We start from the raw sequence: 22,656 nt of genomic DNA on the forward strand, positions 1-22,656 counted from the left end.
ACCTTTCCACCAAACGTTTGTTAGGTGGAAGATAGCAGCGGTTCGCCCGCTGCGGGAGGTGTCCCTTGCCAGTCACCATCGATCTGACGGGATCCGTCGCCGTCGTCACCGGCGGCACACGAGGCGTCGGCGCCGGGATCGCCGGCGCTCTGCTCGAAGCCGGCGCGGAGGTCGTGACCTGCGCGCGACGGGCCCCCGAGAAGCCCGTCGAGGCGGGCGGGCGCACGGCCCGCTTCCTCCCCGTCGACCTGCGCGACCCGGCCGCCGTCGCGGACTTCTTCGCCCGGGTCCGCGACGACCACGGCGGGCTGGACGTCCTGGTCAACAACGCCGGGGGAACCCCGTTCCGGATGCTCGGCGACGGCGGCGCCGAGCAACAGGCCCGCGTCCTCGAACTGAACCTCGTCGCCCCGCTGACCGCGTCCCTCGCCGCGTACGAGGTGATGCGCCATCAGCCCGGCGGCGGCGCCGTCATCATGATCGGCAGCGTCAGCGGCACCCGGCCCTCACCGGGCAGCGCGGCGTACGGAGCGGCCAAGGCGGGCCTGGAGAACCTCGCCCGCTCCATGGCCGTGGAATGGGCTCCGCTGGTGCGGGTCAACACCCTCGTCCCCGGCATGGTGCGCACCGAGCTCTCCTCTCTGCACTACGGGGACGAGGACGGCATCGCCTCCGTCGGCCGCACCGTGCCGCTCGGCCGGCTCGCCGAGCCCTCCGACATCGGCGACGCCTGCGTCTTCCTCGCCTCCGAACGGGCCGCGTACATCAGCGGCGCCAGCCTGCTCGTGCACGGAGGCGGGGAACGCCCGGCCTTCCTCGACGCGGCCACCGTCAACCACTGAACCCGCTCACCGAAAGGCACTCACCATGACTGGACTGTGCAACGGACGCGTCGTCGTCGTCACCGGAGCCGGGCGCGGGCTCGGCCGCGCGCACGCGCTCGCCTTCGCCGCCGAGGGCGCCAAGGTCGTCGTCAACGACCTCGGCGTCGGCCTCGACGGCACCGGAGGCGGCGCGGGGCCCGCCCAGCAGGTCGTCGACGAGATCGTCGCCTCGGGCGGCCAGGCGGTCGCCCACGGCGGCGACATCGCCACGACGGACGGCGCGGCCTCCCTCGTCACCACGGCCCTCGACACCTTCGGCCGCCTCGACACCCTCGTCAACAACGCCGGGTTCCTCCGCGACCGCATGCTCGTCAACCTCGACGAGGACGACTGGGACGCGGTCATGCGCGTCCACCTCAGGGGCCACTTCCTGCCGCTCAAGCACGCGGCCGCGTACTGGAGGGCGGAGGCCAAGGCGGGGCGCGAGCCCGTCGCGCGCGTGATCAACACCAGCTCCGGAGCGGGGCTCCTCGGCAGCGTCGGCCAGGGCAACTACGCGGCGGCCAAGGCCGGGATCGTCGGCCTGACCCTCGTCGCCGCGGCCGAGATGGGCCGGTACGGGGTGCAGGTCAACGCCATCGCGCCCGCGGCCCGCACCCGGATGACGGAGCAGACCTTCGCCGACACCATGGCGGCCCCCTCGGGGGCGGGCTTCGACGCGATGGCCCCGGAGAACGTCTCCCCCCTGGTGGTCTGGCTGGGCTCCGCGGCCTCGGCGGGCGTCACGGGGCGCGTCTTCGAGGCCGAGGCGGGCCGGATCACGGTCATGGAGGGCTGGCGCCCGGGCCCGACGGCCGACAAGGGCGCCCGCTGGACCCCGGCGGAGGCGGGCGAGACGACCCTGAAGCTCCTGGCCGCCGCAGAGCCCCCGCACCCGGTGTACGGCGCCCGCTGACCCACCGGCCCGCACGGCACGTCCGCCGTGCGGGCTGTTGTCTTCGACCGTCCCGGTTACGGTGCGCTGTCATGATGCACTCCATCGTCACTTTCGGTTAGGGATCGCCTGCGTATGCATGTCCACGACCGAAAGGAAGATCGACGATGGGGCATCGCGGAAGGACAGGGGCGCGGGCCGGCGTGAGCGTCGGAGCGGCCGGCCTGCTCGTCCTGGGCGGTATGTCAGGCTTCGCCGCACCGGCGCAGGCCCAGGTGCCGACCTGTCTGGGCAGGCCGGCCACGATCGTGATCACCGACCCGTTCGCCACGACCAACGGCACCAGCGGCGCCGACGTGATCATCGGCACTCCGGGCCCGGACATCATCAACGGCCTGGGTGGCAACGACCGGATCTGCAGCCTGGGCGGCGAAGACAGCGTCCGCGGCGGCTTCGGCAACGACCAGATCGACGGCGGCACCGGCAACGACGAGCTGGTCGGCGACACCCTCGACCCGAGCGGAGACGCCGACGGCGGAGGCAACGACACCCTCCTGGGCGGTGCCGGGTCCGACCTCCTGGTCGGGGACAGCTGTTCGGGCGCGGGGCGCGGCTCGGGCGGCGGGAGCGACCGCCTGGAGGGCGGGGCGGACAACGACCGCCTCATCGGCGACAGCCTGGGCTCCACCGCCTCCGGCGGCGGACGAGACCACCTTGACGGCGGCGACGGCAACGACCAGCTGGTCGGCGACTCCCAGGCGAACGGAGGAGATGCCGAAGGCGCCGGCAACGACACCCTGCTGGGTGGTCTCGGCACCAGCGACTTCCTGATCGGCGACAGCGACGCCACAGGAAACGCCAGCGGCAATGGCGGGGACGACATCCTGAACACCGGCGCGGACGGCGGCTTCGCGGCCATCGGCGACCACAACATCCGATCCGAGTCCGGTGGTTACGCCACGGGATCGGGCCGGGACAGGATCACCGGTGGAGCCAACGCCGAGCGGCTGGTCGGCGAAAGCTCGGTCGTCGACGCCAACCTCAGCTCCGCCAGCAACGACGAGATCGACGGCGGAGGCGGCGACGACCTGATCTTCGGCGACAACACCGACTTCCTCGTGACGATGACGGTCGGCTCCGCGGGCGGCCGCGACACCCTCCGCGGCGGCGCCGGCGCCGACACCCTCAGCGCGGGCCCCGGCGACGACGCGCTCGACGGCGGCGACGGCGCCCCGGACGTCTGCAACGGCGAGTCGGGTACGGACAAGGCCACGGCGAGCTGCGAGGCGACACCGAACGTCCCCTGACCGCGCCACCGCGACGAAGACCGCCGGCCCCCGGGACGCCTACGGGCGCACCCCGGGGGCCGTGGGTCGAGCAGTGCTCAACGGTCGCCCCTCCGCGCCGTGCCGTCGAAGTGGCGCCGGGCCAGGTCCCAGGCGGATTCCCCGCAGGCGCGTCCCGTCGCACGCGCGTCGAGGTCACCCTGCTCGAAGTGGATGCCGCCGTACCGGCGGGACAGGCCGGCCTGGTCGGCGGCGTCGGTGAACGTCGGCCAGGCGAGAGTGACGTCCTGGGCCGGGACAAGACCGGGTTCGACCTTCGACGATCCGGCCGCGATCGTCGCCGAGGCGCCGAAGCTGTCGCTCCCCGTGGCCCTGCGCAGGATCGCGGCGCCGGCGGCGCTGAAGTTGCTGTGCCCGGAGGAGAACTCGGCGAAGGGCGGGGTCGGGAAGGTGGACCTCTGGTAGGGCAGCCACGTGCCGCCGTCGATCGTCCTCGTGCCCTGGCCGGGCCCGCCCCAGGCGCGTACCTGCCGACCGTGGAAGAGGTGGCGGACGGCGGTGACGGGACGCACCGAGTCGAAGGCCCGCTTGTTGTCCCAGGCGACGATGCTCACATCGAGAAGGGCGTTGTTGAGGGCGAAGAACATCTTGACGTCGGCCTCCAGCCCCGGCGCGCCGGGGCCGTGGTGGTCGCGGAGGGAGACGTACCGGGCGAACAGGTTCCAGTGGCCGGGCGGTGTCTCCGAAGCCGGCCCGTCGGCCCAGTACTCCGCAATGGCCTTCTGCCGGTCGGTCAGGTCCGCGCTGATGGCGAGCAGGTCCTGGGCCTGCGCACGGTAGGAGGCCGGGTCGGTGGCGAGGCGCACGGGCCCGGTGGATGAGCGCAGGGCGTCGCCGCTCTTCAGCGCGAACGGCTTCACGTTCCCCCAGAAGGGGGCGAGGAAGGCCGGCGTGACAGTGGCCCCGGCGGCGTTGACGAAGCGGAGCGGCTGCCAGCGGTCCGGGTCGTGCACCGTCGCCGGGTCGAACGACCCACCCGGGCTCAGGTCCATCGGGTCGTTGACCGGGCGGTAGCCGGTGTAGTCGGAGTAGGGCGCGCCGGACCCGCCCGGCACGTCACCGAGTTGGTTCGACCCGTCCGCGTGCCGGAAGTCCAGCACGGCCCGGCAGGCCACGTTGCCCACACCGGCGGCCGAGTCGAGGTCCGTCGTGGTGTCCGCCGGGTCGTAGCCGAGGCGGGCCATCAGCGGATCGAAATCCGCGGCGGCGCGGCCGGGAAACAGGTCGACCGCGGCGCGGTAGGCGGCGAAACTGAGGGCCTTGACCTGATGGCGCAAGGTGCGCTGCCCCGGAGGGCGGCGCAGCGTTCCGCCGAGTCGGGTGCCGACCGCCGTGCTGTCGTAGGCGGCCCACGCGTCGTACATGCACGTGTGCACGACCGCCAGGGCCCGCGCCACCAACGGAGGTCCCAGCGTGGAGTTCTGCACCGCCCGCAGGGCGGCGGCATTCCACTGGAGCACCGCATTGCCGGGGGGAACGGAACTCGCCGTCGCCGCTCGCCCGGGAACGGACCAGCTCAACAGGAGGAAGACCGCCACAGGAAGGACGACGGCGGAAGAGAGCCTTTTCATCGCCGACCGACTTTGCTGGGAGCCCACGATGCGAATCCTCCTGCCGAGGCGTGCGTCGGGCGACCCCGCAGGGTGACTGCGGGAACCGCGGAACCACCCCGACCCCACCGTGCCACACCGTGCGACCCGGCGCAGCGACGGCAGGGCCACTCGGGCAGCACGCGCCGACCGCCCCGCCCGGCTTTCCCGCTCACCGGGAACTGGCGCTCACGGCCCCCCGCGCCCCCGCCCTAGCCTCGCCGGACAGCCCCAACCGCCCGCAGGAGGGACCCGCCATGCTCACGGACCGCCAGAGACTCGAGGCGGCCGAGCTGCTCCGCTCCGCCGAACAGCACGTCACGCCGATCGCCCCGCTCATCGAGACGTTCCCCGGCATCGGCACCGAGGACGCGTACGAGATCCAGCTCGTCAACATCCGGCACAGGATCGCGGCCGGGGCGGAGGTGCGCGGTCACAAGGTCGGCCTGTCCTCGCCGGTCATGCAGCGGATGATGGGCGTCGACGAACCGGACTACGGCCATCTGCTCCACGACATGGAGCTCCACCCCGACGTCCCCGTCCGCACCGCCCGCTACTGCCGGCCGCGCGTCGAGGTCGAGGTCGGGTTCGTCCTCGGCGAGGACCTGCCGGGCGAGACCTGCACCCCGGCGGACGTCCTCGCGGCCACCGAACGCGTCGTCCCCGCCCTGGAGCTGATCGACAGCAGGATCCGCGACTGGCGGATCACCATCGCCGACACCATCGCGGACAACGCCTCCTCCGCCGGATACGTCATCGGTGAGGGACGGGACCCCCGCGAGCTCGACCTCAAGGCGATCGACGCCGTGCTGACCGGCGGGGGCGAGCTCCTCGCCGAGGGCCGCAGCGACGCCGTGCTCGGCGACCCGACCCTCTCCGTCGCCTGGCTCGCCCGCACCGTCGCCCGCTTCGGCGTGCCCCTGAAGAAGGGGCACCTGGTGCTGCCCGGCTCCTGCACCCGGGCCGTCGACGTGACGGCCGGGACGGCCTTCACCGCCGAGTTCACCGGCCTTGGCTCCGTCTCCCTCTCGTTCATCTGAGGTGATCATGACCATCAAGACAAAGGCGACCGCCGCCATCGTCGGCTCCGGCAACATCGGCACCGACCTCCTCCACAAACTCCAGCGCTCCCCGTACGTCGAACCCCGCTGGATGATCGGCGTCGACCCCGACAGCGAGGGACTCGCCCGCGCCGCACGGGCAGGCCTGGAGGCCAGCCACGAAGGAGTCGACTGGCTCCTCGCCCAGGACGAGAAGCCCGACATCGTCTTCGAGGCGACCAGCGCCTACGTCCACCGGGCCAACGCCCCCCGCTACGCCGAACTCGGCATCAAGGCGGTCGACCTGACCCCCGCGGCCGTCGGACCCGCCGTCGTACCGCCCGCCAACCTCCGCGAGCACCTCGACCGGCCCAACGTCAACATGATCACCTGCGGCGGACAGGCCACCATCCCCATGGTGTACGCGGTCTCCCGCGTCGTCCCCGTCGCGTACGCGGAGATCGTCGCCTCCGTGGCCTCCGTCTCGGCCGGGCCCGGAACCCGCGCGAACATCGACGAGTTCACCCGCACCACCTCGCGCGGCATCGAGACCATCGGCGGCGCCGAGCGCGGCAAGGCCATCATCATCCTCAACCCGGCCGAGCCGCCCGTCATCATGCGCGACACCGTCTTCTGCGCCATCCCCGTGGACGCCGACCGGGACGCCGTCACCCTCTCCGTCAAGGAGATCGCCGAGCAGGTCGCCACGTACGTCCCCGGCTACCGCCTGCGCGCCGAGCCGCAGTTCGACGACCCGAGCCCGGAGAACGGCGGGATGGCGCGCGTCGCGATCTTCCTGGAGGTGGAGGGCGCCGGCGACTACCTGCCGCCCTACGCCGGAAACCTCGACATCATGACCGCCGCCGCCACCAAGGTCGGCGAGGAGTTCGCCAAGGCGATCCTCGCCCCCTAGGGGCACCTTGCCGATCAGGCCGGGCTCGCGACGCCTGGCACCCCCTAGCGTAAGGAGCACCCCCATGCCCTACTCGGACACCCTCGACATCCGGATCACCGACTCCTCGCTGCGCGACGGCTCGCACGCCAAGCGCCACCAGTTCACCGCCGAGGACGTACGGTCGATCGTCGCCGCCCTCGACGACGCAGGCGTCCCCGTCATCGAGGTGACGCACGGCGACGGACTCGGCGGATCCTCGTTCAACTACGGATTCTCCAAGACCCCCGAACAGGAACTCATCAAGGTCGCCGTCGACACCGCGCGGCAGGCCAGGATCGCCTTCCTGATGCTCCCCGGCCTCGGCGTCAAGGACGACATCCGGGCCGCCCACGGCAACGGCGCGAGCATCTGCCGCATCGCCACCCACTGCACCGAGGCCGACATCGCCGACCAGCACTTCGGACTCGCCCGCGAGAGGGGCCTGGAGACCGTCGGCTTCCTGATGATGGCCCACTCCACGACCCCCGAGAAGCTGGCACGCCAGGGCCGCATCATGGCCGACGCGGGCTGCCAGTGCGTGTACGTCGTCGACTCCGCCGGCGCCATGGTCATGGACGACGTCACCGCCCGCGTCGAGGCCCTCGTCGCCGAGCTCGGCGACGACGCCCAGGTCGGCTTCCACGGTCACGAGAACCTGGCCCTCGGCACCGGCAACTCCATCGCCGCGATCAAGGCCGGAGCCCTGCAGATCGACGGCTCCACCCGCCGGCTGGGCGCCGGCGCGGGCAACACCGCCGTCGAGGCCCTCGTCGCCGTCTGCGCCAAGATGGGCATCCGTACCGGCATCGACGTCCTGAAGATCATCGACGCGGCCGAGGACGTGGTCCGCCCCGTCATGGACGACGAGTGCCGGCTCGACCGGCTCGCCCTCCTCATGGGCCACGCCGGCGTCTACTCCAGCTTCCTCAAGCACGCCTACCGGCAGGCCGAGCGCTACGGCGTCTCCGGCGCCGAGATCCTCCTGCGCGCGGGCGAACGCCGCCTGGTCGGCGGCCAGGAGGACCAGCTCATCGACATCGCCGTGGAACTCGCCGCACAGAACTGAACCGACAGAAAACAGGAGGGACGAGATGACTGCTCTCAACGACGAGGTCAGGGTCATCGAGACGGGCCGGCCGCCGACGCGCTTCGCCCGGGGCTGGCACTGCCTCGGCCTCGCCGAGACGTTCAAGGACGGAAAGCCGCACGAGATCGAGGCCTTCGGCACCAGGCTGGTGGTCTTCCAGGGAGAGGACGACGGGCACCTGCACGTCCTGAACGCCTACTGCCCGCACATGGGCGGCAACCTCGCCCAGGGCACCGTCAAGGGCGACGCCGTCGCCTGCCCCTTCCACGACTGGCGCTGGTCGGGCAACGGCCGCTGCGCCGGCATCCCGTACGCCCGCCGCGTCCCGCCGCGCGCCAGGACCCGCGCCTGGCTCTCCCTGGAGCGCAACAAGCAGCTCTTCGTCTGGAACGACCCCGAGGGCAACCCGCCGCCCCCCGAGGTGACCGTCCCCGAGATCGCGGGCATCCACGGCCCGGACGCCGACCAGTGGAGCGACTGGACCTGGAAGACCCTCCGGGTCGAGGGCGCCAACTGCCGCGAGATCGTCGACAACGTCGTGGACATGGCGCACTTCTACTACGTCCACTACGCGTTCCCCGAGTACTTCAAGAACGTCTTCGACGGCCACGTCGCCACCCAGTACATGGAGAGCAGCCCCCGAGGCGACATGGAACTGGGCACCCTCAGCTCCGGCCGCCTGCGCTCCGACGCCTCCTACTTCGGCCCCTCCTACATGATCGACCAGCTCTACAGCGACGTCGGCGGCGGCATGGAGATGGAGATCGTCCTCATCAACTGCCACTACCCGATCGACGAGAACAGCTTCCTGCTCCAGTACGGGGCGATCGTGAAGCGGCTCCCCGGGATGACCGACGAACAGGCGGCCGAGGCCGCACGGCTCACCGCCGAGGGCGCCACCGTCGGCTTCGAGCAGGACGTCGAGATCTGGCAGAACAAGACCCGGATCGACAACCCCCTGCTCACCGAGGAGGACGGCCCCGTCTACCAACTCCGGCGCTGGTACGAGCAGTTCTACGTGGACGTCGCCGACGTCAAGGACGAGATGACCCGCCGCTTCGAGTTCGAGATCGACACCCAGCGCGCCAACGCGGCATGGCGCGCCGAGGTCGAGGAGAACCTGGCGCGCCGCGCGGCGGAGACCGGAACCGGAGCCTGACATGCGAGCGGTGGAGTGCGCGGCCTGCGGCAACCAGGTCCTGTGCGAGAAGTTCAGCATCGCCCACACCTCCGTGCAGTGGACGGCCGACGCGGCCGTCGCCTGCGCGGAGTTCCGCGACCGGGTCGGCCCCGGCGGGACCACCGCGCGGCTGCGGACCTGCCGGGCCCTGCGGGCGAGCATCGACCGCGCGGTCGAGGACGGGACCCTGACGGTGAGCACCCTGGAGTCCCCGGAGGCCCTCGATGCCTGAGCCGACCACCGGGGCCCGCACCCACCGGCTGCGCGTCGTCGAGGTCGTCGCCGAGACGGCCGACGCGCACTCCCTGGTGCTCCAGGCGCCGCGGGAGAGCGCCGACCGCTTCACGTACCGCCCCGGGCAGTTCCTCACGCTGAAACTGCCCGGCGCGGACGGGAGGCCGGCCGCCCGCTGCTACTCCCTCTCCAGCTCGCCCCACACCGGCGAGCCCCTGAAGATCACCGTCAAACGGGTCGCCGGCGGGTACGGCTCCAACTGGGTCTGCGACCGGCTCACGGCGGGCGACGAACTGGAGGTGCTGCCGCCGGCCGGCACCTTCACCCCCGCCTCCCTCGGCCACGACCTCCTGCTCGTCGCCGGAGGCAGCGGCATCACGCCGGTCCTGTCGATCGCCAAATCGGCCCTGGCCGAGGGCCGCGGCCGGGTGATGCTGCTGTACGCCAACCGCGACGAGTCCTCGGTCATCTTCCGCGACGAACTGCGGGAGCTGACCGAGGACCACCCGGACCGGCTCCTCGTGATCCACTGGCTGGAGTCGCTCCAGGGCCTGCCCGCCGCGGACCTGCTGGCGGCCCCGCTCGCGCCGTACGCCGACCGCGAGGCCTTCGTCTGCGGCCCCCAGCCGCTCATGGACGCCGTCGAACAGGCCCTGCGGTCGCTCGGCGCGCCCGGCGACCGCATCCACCGGGAGCGGTTCTTCTCCCTCGGCGCGGACGTCTTCGACGCCCCGGCGGTGCCGAGCGGTACGGCCGCCGAGGGCGGCGGCACGGCCGAGGTCGAGCTCGACGGCGAGACCCACACCGTCGCCTGGCCGGCGGCGGCACCCCTGCTCGACGTCCTCCTGGCCGCGGGCGTCGACGCCCCGTACTCCTGCCGGGAGGGTGCCTGCAGCGCCTGCACCTGCCGTGTCGTGGCGGGCGAGGTCAAGATGCTCCGCAACGACGCCCTGGACGACCAGGACATCGCCGAGGGATACGTCCTGGCCTGCCAGGCCCTGCCGCTGACCGACCGGGTCGAGATCACCTACTCCTGACACCTCTGACGAGGAGACCGTCATGTCCCGTACCTGCCTGGTCACCGGAGCGGCCTCCGGTATCGGCGAAGCCACCGTGGCCCTGCTGCGGAAGCAGGGCCACACCGTCATCGGCGCCGACCTCACCGAGGGCGACATCCGCGCCGACCTGTCCACGGCCGAAGGCCGCGCGGAACTCGTCGCCCGCGCCCGCGAACTGACCGGCGGCCGGCTCGACTCGGTCGTCTCCTGCGCGGGCGTCGCCCACTTCGACCCCGTCACGATCAAGGTCAACCACTTCGGTGCCGTGGCCACCCTCGACGGTCTGCGCCCGCTCCTCGCGGCCGGCACCGCACCGCGGGCCGTGGTCGTGGGATCCATCGACTCCGTCCATCCGACCGACCCCGCGATCGTGGACGCCGCGCTCGCCGGGGACGAGACGGCGGCCGTGGCCGCCGCGCGGGCGGCCGTCGACCGGGGAGAGGGCCACCTCGTCTACTCCTCCTCCAAGGTGGCGATCTCCCGATGGGTCCGCCGCGCCGCCCCCACCGACGCGTGGGCCGGCGCGGGCGTCCCGCTCAACGCCGTGGCCCCCGGCGTGGTCGTCACACCCTTGACCCGGCCGCTGCTCGACGATCCGGAGATGCGGGGACTCGTCGAGCAGAGCGTGCCGATGCCCCTGCACGGCCACGCCCGCCCCGAGCAGATCGCCCCGCTGATCGCCTGGCTGGCCTCGCCCGAGAACACCCTGGTGACCGGGCAGATCGTCTTCGCCGACGGCGGCGCGGACGCGGTCCTGCGCGGTGACAGCACCTGGTGAGAACAGCAGGACCGGACCTGGAGGGGCACCCGCACGGGTGCCCCTCCCCGTATACCCGTATTCGTCGTCTGGAGACGCCCGTGAACCCCCGTACGCTCGAACGCTCCGCCGTCGTCCCCGCCACCCCCGACGCCGTATGGGCGGTCGTCGGAGACTTCGGCGCCCTCGCCGACTGGCACCCGCACGTGCCGCCGTCCACCCTTGAGGACGGCGGCGACCCCGCCGCCCCCGGCACCGTCCGCGTCTTCGCGGTCGACGGCGTGGCCGTCGCCCGGGAGCGTCTGCTCGACCGCGACGCGACCGCCCGCTCGTACCGCTACACCCTCCTCGACCCCGTCCTGCTCCCGGTCCACGACTATGTGGCGACGCTCGCCGTGCGTCCGCACCCCGACGGTGCCGAGGTCCGGTGGTCCGCCTCCTACCGGAGCACGGACGACGTCGTCGCCCAGGTGGAGGCGGTCTTCGGGGACGGCACCTACGGCACCGGGCTCGCCGCCCTGCGGGCGCGCTTCACATCCAGTCGCTGAACCGCAGCCAGGCCATCATGTTGTCCATCGAGGGCTGCGGGAGCCCCGCGGCGGACTCCGCGCCGGCCGGCCGGTCCCGCTTCTCCGACTGCCGTCCCGGTCCGAACATCGACTGCCACACGGATCGCGCGCAGCCGCGCACGGCCGGCGAGAGCCGTTCCATCTCGCGGTGGACGCCGTGGCCGCTCACCGAGATCGCGGCGATCGCCCGGCCCGCGCCGCGCAGCGGAGCGGCCACGCAGAAGACTCCGCGGTACCCCTCCTCGTGGTCGAAGGCCACACCGCGCTCCCGCGTCATCGCCAGTTCACGGCGGAAGGACTCGGGACGGGTGAGCGTGCGCGGGGTACGCGGCCGCAGCCCGTCCCGGATCACCTGCTCCACCGGCCCCGCGTCGCCGAAGGCCAGGATCGCCTTCCCCGAGGCCGTGCAGTACGCCGGCTGCCGTCCGCCCATGCGCGAGGGCACGACGGAGTCGTCCGAGCCGCCGATCCGCTCCAGATAGACCACCTCGGAGCCGTCGAGCACGGTGAGGTGCACCAGATGGCCGGTGGACTCGTGCAGCGCGTGCAGATGGGGCAGGGCCGCCCGGCGGAGCCGGTTGTGGTGCGAGGCCATCGCGCCGAGCTCCAGCATGCCCATGCCCAGCCGGTAGTCGCGGCCCTCGCGCTCCAGCCAGCGCAGCTGCACCAGCTGATCGAGGATGCGGTGCGCGGAGGAGCGGCGGATGCCCGAACGCTGCACGACCTCGGTGAGGGTCAGCCGGGGCCCCGCGCTCTCGAAGGCGCTCAGCACCTTCGCCGCCTTCTCCAGCAGGGACAGCGGCGGCATCCCGGCCTCGACAGCCTCGACAGCACTGGTCGTCATCGGCACCTCCCACACGGACGACACAGCCGATCCACCCCTGGCCAGGTCCGTAATCTCCGGTATTGCGTGGAGATTGCCAGAGGATGACAGCGCTGTGAAGAGGGAGTTCCGTCTCGGAACAGTAACGCGTAGGTTCCCTGTCGTCACGGCACGACGAGACCGGAATGCAAGAGGTGCGCCCATGCGCGAAGAGGACGTTCTCGCGGCGGTACGCGCCCTCGCCCCCGCCCTGCGCGAGCGCGCCGCCGAGGCGGAGGAACTGCGCCGGGTCCCCGACGCCTCCGTCCGGGAACTGGAGGAGGCCGGCTTCTTCCGGCTGCTCCGGCCCGGGGCGTACGGCGGACTCGCCGCCGACCCGGCCGTCTTCTACGCCGCCTTGCACGAGATCGCCAAGGCGTGCGGCTCGACCGGCTGGGCGGCGGCGGTCCTCGGCGTCCACCCCTGGTACGTGGCCCAGTTCGACCCCCGCGCCCAGGACGAGGTCTGGGGCGCCGACGGAGCCACCCGGATCTGCTCCTCCCACGCCCCCACCGGGGAGGTCACCCGCGCCGACGGCGGCTTCCGGCTCTCCGGCCGCTGGCACTTCTCGGCCGGCTGCGACCACGCCCGCTGGGCCCTGCTCGGCGGCGTCGTCGACGACGACGAGGGCCGGCCGGTCGACATGCTGACCTTCCTCGTCCCCCGCTCCGACTACCGCGTCGACGACGTGTGGGACACGGTCGGCCTGCGCGGCAGCGGCAGCAACGACCTCCTCGTCGAGGACGCCTTCGTCCCCGCCCACCGGACGCTCGGCTACGGCCCGGTGACCACGCTGAGCTGCCCCGGGCAGGAGGTCCACCCCGAACCGCTGTACCGGCTGCCGTACGCCGCCGTCTTCACCACCGCCATCTCCACCGCGATGGTCGGCATCGCCGAGGGCGCCCACGAGGACCAGGTCGCCGCGGCCCGCGAGCGGCTGAAGGCCCCGCACGGCCGGAGCGCCGACGAGGACCCCTTCGCGCAGGTACGCCTCGCCCGCGCCGCCGGCGAGATCGACGCCGCCCGGCTCCAGCTCCACCGCAACATGGCCGACCTCCACGCGCTCGCGCGCGCCGGCGCCCCAATCCCGATGGAACTGCGCGCCCGCACCCGCCGCGACCAGGCGCTCGCCACCGAACGCGCAATCACCGCCGTGGACCTGCTCATGGAGAACGCCGGCCGCGGCCCGCTGCGCGTCGGCGACGACGTCCTCCAGCGGGCCTGGCGCGACCTGCACACCGGCCGCGGCCAGGCCGCCAACGACGTGGACCGGGCCCTGGTGCTCTACGCCCAGGACGCCCTCGGCATGGACGTCCACGACCCCATGCTCTGACCCCGCGGAGGCTTCCCGCGCGGGGGTTCCCGCTCAGTGGGAGCAGCGCATTTCGCTGCCGTACGGCACGCCGTACGGTCCTGGCATTCCCCCACCACGACCCGAAAGGGGATGCCCCATGGCCGATGACGTCCTGGCAGCGATCCGTGACCTCGCCCCCGCCCTGCGCGACCGCGCGGCCGAGGCCGAGACGCTGCGCCGCGTGCCCGACACCTCCGTCAAGGAACTCGAGGACACGGGCTTCTTCCAGCTGCTCCAGCCCAAGGCCTTCGGCGGCCGAGCGGCCGACCCGGTGGTCTTCTACTCGGCGGTCAAGGAGATCGCCAAGGCGTGCGGATCGACCGGCTGGGTCGCCTCCGTGGTCGGCGTCCACCCCTGGCACGTCGCCCTGTTCGACCCCCGCGCCCAGCAGGAGGTGTGGGGCCAGGACCCCAAGACCCGCATCGCCTCCTCGTACGCCCCCACCGGCAAGGCCACCGCCGTTGACGGCGGCTTCCGACTCTCCGGCCGGTGGCACTTCTCCTCCGGCTGCGACCACGCCCGCTGGGCGCTCCTCGGCTGTCTCGTCACCGACGGCGAGGGCAACCCGGTCGACATGCGCACCTTCCTCGTCCCCCGGTCCGACTACCGGATCGACGACGTCTGGGACACCGTCGGACTGCGCGGCACCGGCAGCAACGACGTCGTCGTCGAGGACGTCTTCGTCCCCGACCACCGCGCACTGAGCTTCGGCCCCGTCACCGCCCTGAGCGTGCCCGGCCACGAGGTCAACCCCGAGCCGCTGTACCGGCTGCCGTACGCGGGGGTGTTCACCACCACCATCTCCACCCCGATCGTCGGCATCGCCGAGGGCGCCTTCGAGTCGTACGCCGAGGCCACCCGGCAGCGGTTCCGCGTCTCGTACGGGCAGAAGGTCGCCGAGGACCCCTTCGCGCAGGTGCGCATCGCCCGCGCCGCCAGCGACATCGACGCGAGCTGGCTGCAACTGACCCGCAACATGGGCGAGATGTACGCGCTCGCCGAGCGCGGCGAGGAGATCCCGATGGAGCTGCGCACCCGCACCCGCCGCGACCAGGTGCTCGCCACCGAACGCTCCGTCGCGGCCGTCGACCTGCTGATGGAGAACTCCGGCGGCAGCGCCATGCGCACCGGCCCCGGCCTCGTCCAGCGCGCCTGGCGCGACGCCCACACCGGCCGCGGTCACGCCGCCAACGACCCCGAGCGGGCCCTGGTCATGTACGGGCAGAGCGCGCTCGGCATCGACATCCAAGACACCATGGCCTGAGAGGCGCTGACGATGGCAGAGCTCACCTACGAGTCGACCTCCCGCACCGTCAAGGCGGCCGGGCTCACCCTCCACCACCACGAGGCCGCGCCCGCCGGCCGGTCCGACGCCCCCGTGGTGATCATGCTCCACGGTGGTGGGCCCGGCGCCTCCGCCTGGAGCAACTTCGGCCGCAACCTCCCGGTGTTCGCCGAGCACTTCCGTACGCTCCTCGTCGACCAGCCCTGCTTCGGCCGCTCGGACAAGCCGGAGCTCGACCAGGACTACTTCAGCTTCAGCGCGGACGCCGTCACCGCCCTCATGGACGAACTGGGCATCGACCGGGCGCACTTCGTCGGCAACTCCCTGGGCGGCGGCACCGCCGTCCGGATCGCCCTGAACCACCCGGACAAGGTCGGCAAGCTCCTCCTCATGGGCCCCGGCGGGGTCTCCGTCAACCTCTTCGCCCCCGACCCGACCGAGGGCATCAAGCGGCTCTTCGAGTTCAACTCCTCACCCGAGCCGACCAAGGAGCGACTGCGCGCCTTCCTCGGCGTCATGGCGTACGACCAGTCGATCGTCACCGACGAGCTCGTCGAGGAACGCTGGGCCTCGGCCACCGACCCCGACACCCGGCTCGGCAGCGCCCGGATGGGCGCCTCCTTCGCCAACCCCGCCTGGGCCGAGGCCACGATGCTCTGGCGCGAGGCCCACCGGATCACCCAGCCGGTGCTCCTCACCTGGGGCCGCGAGGACCGCGTCAACCCCCTCGACGGCGCGCTCGTCGCCCTCAAGACCATCCCGGACGCGCGTCTGCACGTCTTCCCGCACTGCGGCCACTGGGCGCAGACCGAGCAGGCCGACGAGTTCAACCGCCTCGCCGTCGACTTCTTCACCCACTGAGCCCTCCTTCCCGACCTTTCGTCACGACACAAGAGGTGCACCATGGACATCCGTGCTCTCGGCTACCTCCGCCTGGAGACCACCACCCTGGACGAGTGGCGCCGCTACGCGCTCGACGTCCTCGGCATGGTGGAGGCGACCGGCACCACCGAGGACACCCTCTGCCTCCGCCTGGACGACCGCGCGTACCGCATCGTCATCCAGGCCGGCGAGAGCGACCGGCTCCTCGCGGCCGGCTGGGAGGTGGCGAACGCCGCCGCACTCACCGCCGCCGCCGAGCGGCTGGAGGCGGCCGGCGTCGCCGTCAAGGCCGCCGACCCCGCCGAGCTCGCCGAGCGCCGCGTCCAGGGCCTGATCCACGTCACGGACCCCGGCGGCAACCCGCTGGAGATCTACTGGGGCCAGGCCCAGGACCACAGCGCGCTCGGCACCCCGTACGGCAACCGCTTCGTCACCGGCGACCTGGGCCTCGGCCACGTCGTCCTCCCGGTGCCGGACATCGAGGCCGCGCTCGACTTCTACGAGAACCTGCTCGGCTTCCAACTGCGCGACTCGATGAAGCTGCCCCCGCAGGCCGTCCCGACCGCCACCGAGCAGCGGGACTTCCACTGGATGCACTTCCTCAGCCCCAACCGCCGCCACCACAGCCTCGGCCTCTACCCCGGAGCCCTGCCGCCCGGCATCGTGCACTTCATGGTGGAGCTGGAGACCCTCGACGACGTGGGCCGGGGCCTCGACCGCATGCACGCCGCGGGCATCCCCATCGCGTCCAGCCTCGGCCGCCACACCAACGACCAAATGGTCTCCTTCTACGCCCAGGCTCCGGGCGGCTTCCAGGTCGAGTACGGCTGGGACGGACTCGTCGTCGACCCCGCCACCTGGGTCGCGAAGGAGATCACCGCCGACAGCTTCTGGGGCCACCAGTGGAACGGCTGATCCCGCCCTCCGAGTTCCGCGACGTCCTCGGCCGCTTCGCCAGCGGCATCACGGTCGTGGCGACCCTCGACGCCGACACCATGGAGCCCGTCGGGTTCGCCTGCCAGTCCTTCGCCTCGCTCTCCCTCGACCCTCCGCTGGTCATGCTGGCCGTCGGCAAGAACTCCACCAGCTGGCCGAGGATCGAGCGCTCGGGCCGCTTCTGCGTCAACATCCTGGCCGAGGACCAGCAGGCCACCTGCGCCGCCCTCGGCCGCAGCGGCTCCGACAAGTTCGCCGGGGTGCCCTGGAGCACCGGCGAGCACGGCACCGTACGCATCGAGGGAGCCCTCGCCCACGTGGAGTGCGAGCTCGACGCCGTGTACGAGGCAGGGGACCACCACCTGGTCACCGCGCAGGTGGTGGCGCTCGACGCCGGCGAGGACGGCCGGCCGCTGCTCTTCTTCCGCAGCCGCTACGCCGTGGGCGCGTTCTGATGCCCATCGACGTCGACAAGACGCTCTCCGCGCCGCCGGTGCGCACCGAGGTCGCGTGGGACGAGCGCGACGTACGGCTCTACCACCTGGCGCTCGGCGCCGGAGTCCCCGAGACCGACCCGCGCGAACTGCGGTACGTGTACGAGGGGCACGAGCGGGGCCTCCAGGTCCTGCCCACCTTCGGGGTCGTCGCCGGCGGCACCGGCGGCGTCGGCTTCCAGGTCTTCGACCTGCCGGGCATCGACATCGACCTGGCGAAGGTGCTGCACGGCGGCCAGGAGATCACCGTGCACCGCCCGCTGCCCGCCGCCGCCCGGGCGACCGCCGTCACCCGGGCCGCGGCCGTGCACGACAAGGGCAAGGCCGCCGTCATCGTCCAGGAGTCGACCCTCCTCGGCGAGGACGGAGAGCCGCTGATCACCCAGCGCAACCAGATCTTCGTCCACGGGGAGGGCGGCTTCGGCGGCGACCGGGGCCCCTCCGAGCGCCTCCCGGTCCCCGACCGCGAGCCCGACCTGGTGACCGAGATCCCGACACTCCGTCAGCAGGCCCTGCTCTACCGCCTCACCGGCGACTGGAACCCGCTGCACGCGGACCCCGCCACCGCCCGCCGCTCGGGCCACGACCGCCCCATCCTGCACGGGCTCTGCTCCTTCGGGATGGCGGTCAAGGCGGTCACCGACCGACTGCTCGACGGCGACGCCGCCGCGGTCGCCGGCTGCCGCACCCGCTTCGCCGGGGTCTTCTTCCCCGGCGAGACCCTGCGGCTGCGCGTCTGGGACACCCCCGACGGCTACCGCCTGACGGCCACGGCAGCGGACCGCGCGGACGCGCCGGTCCTCACCGACGCGCGGATCACCAGCCGCTGAACCGACGCGCGGACCACCGCGCGACGACCCGGCGGTCGGGGCGGAGGACGGCCCGCCCCGGCCGCCGACCCACCCGGGGCCTGTCGCACAGGCCCCGCCACGACTTGCCTGCCACGACTTGCCTGTCACGACCCGCCTGTCACGACCAGGGAGAACCGCATGAACGACCCGTGGGACCACACGTACGACGTGGTGGTCGTCGGCTCCGGCGCCGCCGGCATGGCCGCGGCCCTCACCGCCCGGCTGCGCGGCCTGACCGCCCTGGTGCTGGAGAAGACCGACGTCTACGGCGGCTCGACCGCCCTGTCCGGCGGCGCGATCTGGGTCCCGGACAACTTCCACCTGGACGAGGCCGGGCTCGGCGACACCCCCGAGAAGGCCCGCGCCTACCTGGACGCCACGGTCGGCGACCGGGTCACCGCCGAGCGCAAGGACGCCTACGTCACCCATGGACCGCGCATGGTGCGGGAGTTCCACGACCGCACGGACGTCAGGTTCGTCTACACCCCCGGCTACTCCGACTACTACCCCGAGCGGCTCGGCGGCTACCCGCAGGGCCGCTCGATCGAACCGCAGATCTTCGACTTCAAGAAGCTCGGCCGCGAGCAGCGCGCCACCATGCGCCGCGCCGGCCTGCCCACGTACGGCCTGACCATCACCTCCAAGGACTTCCGTCAGCTCAACATGGTGGGGCGGACCTGGGCCGGCCGCCGCACCGCCGTCAAGGTCGGAGCCCAGGCCGTCAGGGCCCGGCTCTCCGGCCAGGAGCTGCTCTCGCTCGGCGAGGCGCTGATCGCCCGCATGCGGCACTCCCTCGACGCCCTCGGCGCCGACCTGTGGCTCTCCGCCCCGCTGACCGGCCTCGTCGAGGAGGACGGCCGGGTCACCGGCGTCCGGATCACCCGGGACGGCCGCGAGCTCACCGTCCGGGCGAGGGGCGGCGTCGTCCTCGCCTCCGGCGGCTTCTCCCACGACCAGCGGCTCCGCGAGAAGCACCTGCCGGCACCCACCTCCACCGCCTGGAGCTCCGCGTCCGAGGGGCAGACCGGCGACGCCCTGGAGCCGGCCGTGGCCCTCGGCGCGGCGACCGACCTGATGGACAAGGTCTGGGGCGCGCCTTCGGTGGTGCCGCCCGAGGGGAAGCCGTTCTTCCTCGTCGCCGACCGGGGCATCCCCGGCATGGTGATCGTGAACCAGGCGGGGGAGCGCTACGCCAACGAGGCGGCCCCGTACCACGAGTTCGTCGACGCGATGTACGCGCACGACAGGCCAGGGGCGAGCACCGTGCCGTCCTGGCTGATCCTCGACGCCACCGCCAAGGCCCGCTACATCTTCATGGGCCTCTTCCCGGGCCAGGCGTTCCCCAAGCCGTGGCTGGAGAGCGGCTTCGTGAAGAAGGCCGCGACCGTCGAGGAGCTCGCCGCCCGCATCGAGGTCGCCCCGGAGCGGCTGCGCGCCACCGTGGACCGCTTCAACGGCTTCGCCCTCACCGGCCGCGACGAGGACTTCCGCCGCGGCGAGAGCGTCTACGACCGCTACTACGGCGACCCGACGCTGCCGAATCCCAACCTGGCGCCGCTGGACAAGGGCCCGTACTACGCGATCCCCGTCCACCCGGGCGACATCGGCACCAAGGGCGGCCTGGTCACCGACGCGACGGCCCGCGTGCTGCGGGAGGACGGCAGCGCCATCGACGGCCTGTACGCCTCCGGCAACGTCTCGTCCGCCGTGATGGGCGAGACCTACCCGGGACCCGGCGCGACCATCGGCCCCGCCATGACCTTCAGCTGGCTCGCCGTCGACCACATCGTGCGTACGCGCTCCGCCGAGGCGCGGTGACCGCCCCGATGACGGACCTGCGGGGCAGGACGGTGATCATCACCGGCGGGGCGCGGGGGATCGGCGTGGAGGCCGGCCGGGTGGCCGTCGAGGCGGGCGCCCGGGTCGTCCTCACCGACGTACGGGAGGAGGGCCGGGCCGCGGCCGAGAAGCTCGGCGGCCATGCCCACTTCCTCCGCCACGACGTCACCTCCGAGGACGACTGGCGCGAGGTCGTCGACTTCACGGTCGAGGCCTTCGGCCGCGTGGACGGCCTGGTCAACAACGCCGGGATCTCCGGCGGTTCGCACCTCCTGGAGGAGCAGACGGCGGAGGCGTTCCGGCAGGTCCTGGACATCGACCTCACCGGCGTGTTCCTCGGCATCCGGGCCGTGATCCCGGCCATGCGGGACAGCGGCGGCGGCTCCATCGTCAACATCTCCTCCGCCGCCGGCCTCATGGGCCTGGCCAGAACCGCCGGCTACGGCGCGGCCAAGTGGGGCGTGCGCGGGCTCACCAAGCTCGGCGCGGTGGAGCTCGGAGCCGACCGGATCCGCGTCAACTCCGTCCACCCCGGCATGATCCACACCCCGATGACCGCCCATGTGGGCATCGAGCGCGGCGAGGGAAAGTACCCGAACACACCGATGGGCCGGGTCGGCGAGCCCCAGGAGATCGCGCGGGCGGTCGCCTTCCTGCTCTCCGACGCCGCCTCGTACGTCACCGGCGCCGAACTGGCCGTCGACGGCGGCTGGACGACCGGCCCGACCCTGCGACCGACCGAGGATCCGACCGACGACCCGACCGAGGAGAACCACTGATGCCCGACGAGGAGACTCCCTGATGCCCGCCGATCTGACCGGAAAGGTCGCGCTGGTCACCGGCGCGGCACGCGGCATGGGCGAGGCAGCGGCCCGCCTCTTCGCCTCCCTCGGCGCGAAGGTCGTCCTCACCGACGTCCTGGAGGCGGAGGGAGAGGCGACGGCCGCCTCCCTCGGCCCCGCCGCCCGTTTCGTACGCCACGACGTGACCGACGAGCACTCCTGGGCGGCCGCCGTGGCCACCGCCCTGGACGCCTTCGGCCGGCTCGACGTCCTCGTCAACAACGCCGCCATCTACTCCACCTCGCCCATCACCGAGGAGGACCCGGCCCGCCTGGAGGCGATCCTCCGCGTCGACCTGATCGGTCCGTTCCTCGGCATCCGCGCCGCCGCCGGGGCGATGAAGGAGAACGGCGGCGGGTCCATCGTCAACATCTCCTCGCAGGCCGGCCTCCAGGGCATCTGGGGCCACGGCGCGTACGGAGCGGCGAAATGGGGACTGCGCGGTCTGACCAAGACGGCCGCCCTCGAACTCGGCCCGGACGGCATCCGGGTCAACTCCGTCCACCCGGGAGCCATCATCACCGCGATGACCGCCCACCTGGGCACCAAGGAGCACCCCGCCGCGCCCCTCGGCCGGGTGGGGGAGCCCGAGGAGGTCGCCCGCCTCGTCGCCTTCCTCGCCTCCGACGACTCCTCCTATCTCTCCGGCGCCGAACTCGCCGTCGACGGCGGCGCGTCGGCCGGCCGCATGCCGGCCCTCACCCGAAAGGAGCGGACGCCGTGAACCGATCCCCGGAAGGAGGGGACGCCGTGAACCCATCCCCGAAGGGAACCGACGCGTGAACCGACCCGACCCCGAGGTCCAGGCCGTCATCGACCTGGCCACCGCCGGATTCCCGCCGCTGGCGACCGAGATGACGGACATCGCCGAGGTCCGCGCCTTCTTCGCCGCCCGCCCCAGGCCGGCCGTCCCTCCGCCCCCGGTCGCCCGCGTCATGGACGAGGACGCCGACGGAGTGCCCGTCCGCGTGTACGACCCGGCCGTCCACGAGACCGCCCCCGTGATCGTGTTCTGTCACGGGGGCGGCTTCGTCCTCTGCGACCTCGACAGCCACGACCCCTTCTGCCGCTCCCTCGCCCTCTCCACGGGGGCGATCGTCGTCTCCGTCGACTACCGCCGCGCCCCCGAGCACCCCTTCCCCGCCGCCCCCGAGGACGCCTACACGGCCCTCCTCTGGGCGGCGGCGACGTTCCCCGGCCGGCGGATCGCCGTCGCGGGGGACAGCGCGGGAGCCAACCTCGCCACCGTCCTCACCCTGCTCTCCCGCGACCGTGGCGGCCCCGAGATCACCTGCCAGGCGCTCTACTACCCGATGCTCGACCCCACCCGCTCCCGCGCCTCGCACCGCGAGAACGCCCAGGGGTACTTCCTCACCGCCGACCATCTGCGCTGGTACTGGGACGGCTATCTGCAGTCCCCCGCACACCGCACCAGCCCCTACGCGGCCCCCCTCGCGGGCGCCGACCTGTCCGGGCTCCCACCGGCCCAGGTCGTCACCGCCGGCTTCGACCCGCTGCGGGACGACGGCCTGGCGTACGCGGACGCGCTCACCGCCGCGGGCGTCCCCGTGGAGACCCGCCACCACGCCGGGATGTTCCACGGCTTCCTCTCCATGGCGGGCGCCCTGCCCGCCGCGGCCGAGGCCCGCGATGCCGCCTTCACGGCCCTGCGCGAGGCCCTCGCCGAGCGCTGACCGCCGGTACGCGCGCGTGCGCCCCGCCCCCCACCGAGCCGGTGGGGGGCGGGGCGCACACGCGT

Annotated in this window: 23 protein-coding genes; 21 read left to right on the plus strand and 2 right to left on the minus strand. The window is 72.7% G+C overall.

What is annotated here, in order from left to right:
* Positions 1-65: 65 nt before the first annotated feature.
* The 3 genes from AB5J54_RS37160 to AB5J54_RS37170 all read left to right on the plus strand — a co-directional run bounded on the left by AB5J54_RS37160 (position 66) and on the right by AB5J54_RS37170 (position 3,065).
* Complete coding sequence (locus AB5J54_RS37160) at positions 66-842, plus strand: SDR family oxidoreductase (protein WP_369148347.1); 777 nt, start codon at positions 66-68, stop codon at positions 840-842.
* Positions 843-867: 25 nt separating this feature from the next.
* A complete protein-coding gene (locus AB5J54_RS37165; RefSeq protein ID WP_369148348.1) occupies positions 868-1,779 on the plus strand; it encodes an SDR family oxidoreductase in 912 nt (303 codons plus the stop codon).
* Positions 1,780-1,961: 182 nt separating this feature from the next.
* On the plus strand, positions 1,962-3,065 hold the full coding sequence (locus AB5J54_RS37170; protein ID WP_369148349.1) for a calcium-binding protein: 1,104 nt from the start codon (positions 1,962-1,964) through the stop codon (positions 3,063-3,065).
* A gap of 77 nt (positions 3,066-3,142) precedes the next feature.
* On the opposite strand, the gene AB5J54_RS37175 is transcribed toward AB5J54_RS37170, so the two are convergent.
* Positions 3,143-4,564, minus strand: coding sequence for a vanadium-dependent haloperoxidase (locus AB5J54_RS37175; protein WP_369148350.1), 1,422 nt, complete (start codon positions 4,562-4,564; stop codon positions 3,143-3,145).
* Positions 4,565-4,950: 386 nt separating this feature from the next.
* Here AB5J54_RS37175 and AB5J54_RS37180 point away from each other — a divergent pair, with 386 nt between their 5' ends.
* The 8 genes from AB5J54_RS37180 (at position 4,951) to AB5J54_RS37215 (ending at position 11,531) form a co-directional block, all read left to right on the plus strand.
* Positions 4,951-5,733 carry a 2-keto-4-pentenoate hydratase gene (locus tag AB5J54_RS37180; protein WP_369148351.1) on the plus strand — a complete coding sequence of 261 codons (783 nt, stop codon included), beginning with the start codon at positions 4,951-4,953 and terminating at the stop codon, positions 5,731-5,733.
* 7 nt (positions 5,734-5,740) lie between these two features.
* Complete coding sequence (locus AB5J54_RS37185; protein WP_369148352.1) at positions 5,741-6,646, plus strand: acetaldehyde dehydrogenase (acetylating); 906 nt, start codon at positions 5,741-5,743, stop codon at positions 6,644-6,646.
* A gap of 64 nt (positions 6,647-6,710) precedes the next feature.
* Positions 6,711-7,733, plus strand: a complete 1,023-nt coding sequence (gene dmpG, locus AB5J54_RS37190; protein ID WP_369148353.1) for a 4-hydroxy-2-oxovalerate aldolase — start codon at positions 6,711-6,713, stop codon at positions 7,731-7,733.
* Positions 7,734-7,758: 25 nt separating this feature from the next.
* Entirely contained in the window at positions 7,759-8,913 is a 1,155-nt protein-coding gene (locus AB5J54_RS37195) for a Rieske 2Fe-2S domain-containing protein (protein ID WP_369148354.1), read from the plus strand.
* Position 8,914: 1 nt separating this feature from the next.
* Entirely contained in the window at positions 8,915-9,166 is a 252-nt protein-coding gene (locus tag AB5J54_RS37200) for a hypothetical protein (protein ID WP_369148355.1), read from the plus strand.
* Complete coding sequence (locus AB5J54_RS37205; protein ID WP_369148356.1) at positions 9,159-10,205, plus strand: 2Fe-2S iron-sulfur cluster-binding protein; 1,047 nt, start codon at positions 9,159-9,161, stop codon at positions 10,203-10,205. Before AB5J54_RS37200 ends, AB5J54_RS37205 begins: the two co-directional genes overlap by 8 nt.
* Positions 10,206-10,227: 22 nt before the next feature.
* Complete coding sequence (locus tag AB5J54_RS37210) at positions 10,228-11,004, plus strand: SDR family oxidoreductase (protein WP_369148357.1); 777 nt, start codon at positions 10,228-10,230, stop codon at positions 11,002-11,004.
* Between the two features lie 80 nt (positions 11,005-11,084).
* Positions 11,085-11,531 (plus strand): SRPBCC family protein, encoded by a 447-nt coding sequence (locus AB5J54_RS37215; protein ID WP_369148358.1) that lies wholly within the window; start codon positions 11,085-11,087, stop codon positions 11,529-11,531.
* Here the strand turns inward: AB5J54_RS37215 and AB5J54_RS37220 are convergent.
* The gene (locus tag AB5J54_RS37220; RefSeq protein ID WP_369148359.1) at positions 11,515-12,396 is read right to left on the minus strand and encodes an IclR family transcriptional regulator; all 882 of its coding nucleotides are present in this window, start codon (positions 12,394-12,396) and stop codon (positions 11,515-11,517) included. The two genes, AB5J54_RS37215 and AB5J54_RS37220, sit on opposite strands and share 17 nt — an antisense overlap.
* Positions 12,397-12,577: 181 nt before the next feature.
* On the opposite strand from AB5J54_RS37220, the gene hsaA (AB5J54_RS37225) reads away from it, so the two are divergent.
* The 10 genes from hsaA (AB5J54_RS37225) to AB5J54_RS37270 all read left to right on the plus strand — a co-directional run bounded on the left by hsaA (AB5J54_RS37225) (position 12,578) and on the right by AB5J54_RS37270 (position 22,591).
* The gene (gene hsaA, locus AB5J54_RS37225; protein ID WP_369148360.1) at positions 12,578-13,747 is read left to right on the plus strand and encodes a 3-hydroxy-9,10-secoandrosta-1,3,5(10)-triene-9,17-dione monooxygenase oxygenase subunit; all 1,170 of its coding nucleotides are present in this window, start codon (positions 12,578-12,580) and stop codon (positions 13,745-13,747) included.
* Positions 13,748-13,865: 118 nt separating this feature from the next.
* Positions 13,866-15,032 (plus strand): 3-hydroxy-9,10-secoandrosta-1,3,5(10)-triene-9,17-dione monooxygenase oxygenase subunit, encoded by a 1,167-nt coding sequence (gene hsaA, locus AB5J54_RS37230; RefSeq protein WP_369148361.1) that lies wholly within the window; start codon positions 13,866-13,868, stop codon positions 15,030-15,032.
* Between the two features lie 12 nt (positions 15,033-15,044).
* The gene (gene hsaD / locus AB5J54_RS37235; RefSeq protein ID WP_369148362.1) at positions 15,045-15,914 is read left to right on the plus strand and encodes a 4,5:9,10-diseco-3-hydroxy-5,9,17-trioxoandrosta-1(10),2-diene-4-oate hydrolase; all 870 of its coding nucleotides are present in this window, start codon (positions 15,045-15,047) and stop codon (positions 15,912-15,914) included.
* 42 nt (positions 15,915-15,956) lie between these two features.
* Complete coding sequence (locus AB5J54_RS37240; protein WP_369148363.1) at positions 15,957-16,850, plus strand: VOC family protein; 894 nt, start codon at positions 15,957-15,959, stop codon at positions 16,848-16,850.
* The gene (locus AB5J54_RS37245; RefSeq protein WP_369148364.1) at positions 16,838-17,326 is read left to right on the plus strand and encodes a flavin reductase family protein; all 489 of its coding nucleotides are present in this window, start codon (positions 16,838-16,840) and stop codon (positions 17,324-17,326) included. Before AB5J54_RS37240 ends, AB5J54_RS37245 begins: the two co-directional genes overlap by 13 nt.
* A complete protein-coding gene (locus AB5J54_RS37250) occupies positions 17,326-18,195 on the plus strand; it encodes a MaoC/PaaZ C-terminal domain-containing protein (RefSeq protein ID WP_369148365.1) in 870 nt (289 codons plus the stop codon). The genes AB5J54_RS37245 and AB5J54_RS37250 overlap by 1 nt, the downstream gene beginning before the upstream one ends.
* A 159-nt stretch (positions 18,196-18,354) precedes the next feature.
* Positions 18,355-20,034: an FAD-dependent oxidoreductase gene (locus AB5J54_RS37255; RefSeq protein WP_369148366.1), complete on the plus strand. Its 1,680-nt coding sequence runs from the start codon at positions 18,355-18,357 to the stop codon at positions 20,032-20,034.
* 8 nt (positions 20,035-20,042) lie between these two features.
* Positions 20,043-20,834: a glucose 1-dehydrogenase gene (locus tag AB5J54_RS37260; protein ID WP_369148367.1), complete on the plus strand. Its 792-nt coding sequence runs from the start codon at positions 20,043-20,045 to the stop codon at positions 20,832-20,834.
* A 22-nt stretch (positions 20,835-20,856) separates the two neighbouring features.
* Complete coding sequence (locus tag AB5J54_RS37265) at positions 20,857-21,621, plus strand: glucose 1-dehydrogenase (RefSeq protein WP_369148368.1); 765 nt, start codon at positions 20,857-20,859, stop codon at positions 21,619-21,621.
* A gap of 55 nt (positions 21,622-21,676) precedes the next feature.
* Positions 21,677-22,591: an alpha/beta hydrolase gene (locus AB5J54_RS37270; protein WP_369148369.1), complete on the plus strand. Its 915-nt coding sequence runs from the start codon at positions 21,677-21,679 to the stop codon at positions 22,589-22,591.
* Positions 22,592-22,656: the final 65 nt, after the last annotated feature.

The sequence above is a fragment of the Streptomyces sp. R44 genome, from assembly GCF_041053105.1.
Lineage (GTDB): Bacteria > Actinomycetota > Actinomycetes > Streptomycetales > Streptomycetaceae > Streptomyces.